The sequence below is a fragment of the Dietzia sp. genome (genome assembly GCF_036741115.1).
Classification (GTDB): Bacteria; Actinomycetota; Actinomycetes; order Mycobacteriales; family Mycobacteriaceae; genus Dietzia.
Map to the genome: position 1 here is coordinate 1 of NZ_DAINST010000001.1, position 4,534 is coordinate 4,534.

4 protein-coding genes are annotated in these 4,534 nt (G+C 69.8%); 2 read left to right on the forward strand and 2 right to left on the reverse strand.

Going from position 1 to position 4,534, the window contains the following annotated elements; genetic code table 11:
• Window positions 1-1,779, forward strand: a 1,779-nt coding sequence (locus tag V7E05_RS00005; RefSeq protein WP_333617627.1) for an acetoacetate--CoA ligase, incomplete at its 5' end; no start/stop codon positions are given.
• A 133-nt stretch (window positions 1,780-1,912) separates the two neighbouring features.
• Here the strand turns inward: V7E05_RS00005 and V7E05_RS00010 are convergent.
• Window positions 1,913-3,391 carry an MFS transporter gene (locus V7E05_RS00010; RefSeq protein WP_333617628.1) on the reverse strand — a complete coding sequence of 493 codons (1,479 nt, stop codon included), beginning with the start codon at window positions 3,389-3,391 and terminating at the stop codon, window positions 1,913-1,915.
• Window positions 3,392-3,497: 106 nt separating this feature from the next.
• On the opposite strand from V7E05_RS00010, the gene V7E05_RS00015 reads away from it, so the two are divergent.
• Window positions 3,498-3,974, forward strand: coding sequence for a MarR family winged helix-turn-helix transcriptional regulator (locus tag V7E05_RS00015; protein WP_333617629.1), 477 nt, complete (start codon window positions 3,498-3,500; stop codon window positions 3,972-3,974).
• A 6-nt stretch (window positions 3,975-3,980) separates the two neighbouring features.
• Here V7E05_RS00015 and V7E05_RS00020 read toward each other — a convergent pair.
• The coding region (locus V7E05_RS00020; RefSeq protein ID WP_333617630.1) for an AEC family transporter at window positions 3,981-4,534 on the reverse strand (554 nt) is incomplete at its 5' end.

The window sequence follows — 4,534 nt, forward strand, 5'->3', positions numbered from 1 at the left end:
GATGCCCTGGCCGTGGACTCGATGCCGGGCGCAGAGTGGTTCCCGGGGTTCCGGCTCAACTACGTCGATCAGGTGCTGCGGCACGCGGACGCGCATCCGGACCGGCTGGCGATCATCCACGGCACCGAGCCGGGTCCCGCCGCATCCTCGGACACCACGACGTTCGGCGAACTCCGCGACAGCGCTGCGGCCCTCGCCGCCCGCCTCCGCCTCGCCGGCGTGGAGCCCGGCGACCGCGTCGCCGCGTACGTCCCGGACATCGCCGAGGGCATCGTCGCCTTCCTCGCCACCGCGTGGATCGGCGCGGTCTGGTCGGCGTGCGGGCAGGACTACGCGCCGGCCGCTGCCGCCTCGCGCCTCGGGCAGCTCGAACCGAAGGTGCTCGTCGCGGCCGACGGCTACCGCAACGGCGGCAAATGGCACGACAAGCGGGAGGACACGGCCGAGCTCGCGCGACTCCTCCCGGGCGAGCCCGTGGTCATCGAGGTGCGCAGGTCCGGCGAGCCCAGCGCGATCCCGGCCGCCGAGTCCTGGTCCGACGCTCTCGAAGCCGGCGAGAAGGAGGTCGAAGGAAACGGGACGCCCGACGTCATTCGCGTGCCTTTCAACCACCCCCTGTGGGTGCTGTTCTCCTCGGGGACGACCGGAAAGCCGAAGGGGATCGTGCATGGGCACGGCGGGGTGCTGCTCGAGCACCTCAAGGTCCTCGGGCTGCACGCCGGCGTGCGTGCCGGCGACCGCCTCTTCTGGTACACCACGCCGAGCTGGATGATGTGGAACTACCGCAGCTCCGCCGTGCTCGTCGGCGCGACGGCCGTGTGCTTCGAAGGGAGCCCGGTCAAGCCGCCGGAGGCGCTGTGGGAGTTCGCGGCACGCGAGCGGGTCACGCTGTTCGGCACGTCGCCGGGACAGATCCTCGCGAGCCGCAAGGCCGGCCTTCACCCCGCGCGCGATCTCGACCTGTCGAGCCTGCGTGCCGTCGCCTCGAGCGGTTCGACCATGCCAGCCGACTCGTTCCGCTGGATCCACGACGAGGTCGGCGGGGTTCCCGTGCTCTCGATCTCCGGCGGCACCGATGTCGTCTCCGCCTTCGCCGGCGGGCAGAGTGGCCATCCCGTGTTCGAGGGCGAGCTCTCCGCCGCCTACCTCGGCACCGACCTGCGCTCGTGGGACCCCGACGGCAACGACCTCACCGGCGAGGTGGGGGAGATGGTCATCGCCCGGCCCATGCCCTCTATGCCCGTAGAGTTCTGGAACGATCCCTCCGGCGAGCGCTATCGTTCCGCCTACTTCGACACCTACCCCGGCGTGTGGCGGCACGGCGACTGGATCAAGATCAACTCTCGCGGCGGGGTCACCATCCACGGCCGCTCCGATGCCACGCTCAACCGCAACGGCGTCCGGATGGGCTCGGCCGACATCTACGGCGTGGTCGAGGGGGTCGACGGCGTCGCCGAGGCCTTCGTGCTCGGCGTCGAGGGGCCGGACGCGAAATACTGGATGCCCCTCTTCGTCGTTCCCACAGAGGGCACGCAGGTTGACGACGCACTCCGCGAGCGCCTCGTCGCCGCGATCCGGCGGGACCTGTCCCCGCGGCACGTACCGGACGAGATCACCGAGGCGCCCGGGATCCCGCACACCAAGACCGGCAAGAAGCTCGAGGTCCCGGTCACGGCGATCCTCGCCGGGCGAACTGAGGTCAACGTGGATCCCCAGTCGCTGGACGATCCCTCGCTGCTCGATTGGTATCGCGCCCGCGGCGACGCCCACGAGTGGTAGCGGGCTGCGCCTCGCGGGGATGGCGGCCCAGGGCGTCTGCTCCGCCTCGAAATTCTCCGACACCGGGCATATAGAAAAGCTGCGGCGAGCGAGAAAAGTTCTCGCTCGCCGCCGCTTCTCGAAGCGCGGGCTACTACGCCTGCGCGCCGACCGTCTCGACCTCGAGGGCGGGACCCTCGTTGTCAGCCGTGGCGGAACCCGAAGTGGCCCGCTGCCGCGGAACGAGCAGGGCGATGAGCGCGCCGACGAGCGCGGCGCCTGCGCCTACGAGGAAGCAGATCCGGAACGCGTCGTGCGTGGGGATCTCCGGGGTGCCGGGCGCGAGCATCATTGTGTTCGACGTGAGGATCGCGGCCATCACCGCGCCGGCGATGGTCGTGCCGACCGAACGCATGAGGCCGTTGACGCCGACCGCCGAGCTCGCCTTGGCTGGCTCGGTGTTGTCCATGACCAGCGTGGGCATGGCGGCGTAGCCGATGCCGACGCCCGCCGAGGCGATCATCGAGGCGACCATCAGCTGCCACGGGGCGTTCATGAGGAACAGCGCGACGATGTAGCCGCCGGAGAGGATCACGGCGCCGATCGAGAGCGTGAGGCGGGCGCCGATCGAGTTCATGAGTCGGCTCGAGACCGGTGCGAAGACCATCATCATGAGACCGCCGGGGGCCATCCACATGCCGGCGGCGAGGATCGACTGGCCGAGGCCGTAGCCGGTCAACGCGGGCATCTCGAGCAGCTGCGGGACGACGATGGCCTGGGCCATCATGCCGAAGCCGATCGCGACGGCGGCAAGGTTCGTGAACAACACGGGTCGAGAGGCGGTCGCGCGCAGGTCGACGATGGGATCGGGGTGGCGCAACTCGAACGCGCCCCAGAGGAGGAGGACGACGATGCCGCCGACGATCGCGCCGATCGTGGACCCGCTGGTCCAGCCCCATTCCGAGCCCTTCGACACGCCCACGAGGAACGAGACCAGGCCGATGGCCAGGCCGATGACGCCGACCACGTCGATCCGCGCCGGGTGCGCATCGCGGACGTGCGGGACGACCGTTGCCGTGAGCGCGAGGATCACGAGAGCGAGGCCGGTGGAGACCCAGAAGAGTCCGTGCCACGAGAAGGTCTGCGTGATCCACGCGGCGAGCGGCAGGCCGATGGCGCCGCCGACGCCCATGGTCGCGGACACGGTGGCGACGGCTCCGGCCTGCTTCTCCTTCGGCGTGACCTCGCGGACCATCGAGATGGCCACCGGGATGTAGCCCATCGCGATGCCCTGGAGGGCGCGGCCGAGCAGGAAGAGGGGGAGCTCGCTCGTGATCGCCGCAACGAGGGAGCCGAGCGCGAGGACGGCGGCCGAGGCGCAGAGTACGACCTTCTTGCCATACATGTCGGCGAGGCGGCCGGTGACGGGCATGGTCACGGCAGCCGCGAGCAGCGTCGCGGTGACCGCCCAGGACGCGTTGCCCGCCGTGGTGTCGAGCAGGGTGTGCAGCTCGGCCTGGATGGGGATGACGAGCGACTGCATGAGCGCGCCGGAAAAGCTGCCGAGGCACAGCACTGCGACGACGAGGCCCACGGGGAATCTATGGGCGCCGGGGGGTGGGGTGGAAGTCATTCGGCTCCTTGTGGGTGAATGGAAATGGACACGGGAAACGCCGTGTCGGCGACTTGTGTAACTTACATACCCGCGAGGGTCGAAGACAAGCCGAAAGTGGTGTGAGATGGGCGACACGTCCGGGCAGCGCGCGAAACGGGAGCGGCTGTCCCCCGATCGCGAGGTGGCCTCGCTGTTCAAGCGGCTCGAAGAGACGCGCCGCGTCGCCGCGGCGAATGCGGCTCTCGGCGCGGCCGACGGTCGGATCCTCTGGCTGCTGTCGAGCGGGGACGAGCTCACGCTGCGCGAGATCTCCGAGAAGCTCAATCTCGAACAGTCGACCGTCAATCGGCAGGTCAACGCCGCGGTCAAGTCGGGATTCGTGGAGAAGCGGCGCTCCGGCGCCCGCGGGGCGTGGCAGTTCTCGCAGACCGAGCTGGGACGGGAGTCTTTCGACAGCGACCTCGAGTGGCACCTCGACCTCTACCGCCGCGGGCTCGAGGAGCTTGACGAGGACGAACGGGCCACCTTCATCGAGCTGCTCAATCGGGTCGTCGGCGGCTACGAGGCGGGAGTCCGCACCTCCCTGTGGTCCCGTATGTAGCCCCGGCTACCCCGCGAGAAACGCGGCCACCACGACGAGCACCGGGATCGCCAGCAGCGTCGTGGTAACCGCCGAATCGCGAGCGAGCAACACTCCCCGGCCGTACCGGTTGGCGACGACGAGGACGTTCTGCGCCGTCGGCAAGCAAGCGGCGACGACGACGGTGAACAGCTCGTGCCCAGCCATACCGAGCGCGAGACCGAGGCCCCACGCGAGGAGGGGCTGGGCGACCATCTTGAGCACCGTGACCACTGCGACGTCCGTCCGCGGAGATACCCCCTTCTCCAGGACCCTGACGCCGTACAGCGACATCCCGAAGACGATGAGGGCGCCCGGCACCGAAGCCTGGCCCACGAGGTGGATCGGCTCGAGTACGCGTTCCGGGAGCTTCCACGGCAGGGCGGCGAGCGCGAGGCCGCCGAGCCCCGAAAGGATCAGCGGATTTCGGGCGGACTGCCGCAGGGTGGCGAGGGCGCCTGACTCGGGGGAGGAGCCGGCGTCCGGCGTCACGAGACGATCCATGAGCGCGATGACCACCGGCTGGAGCAGGCAGACCTGGA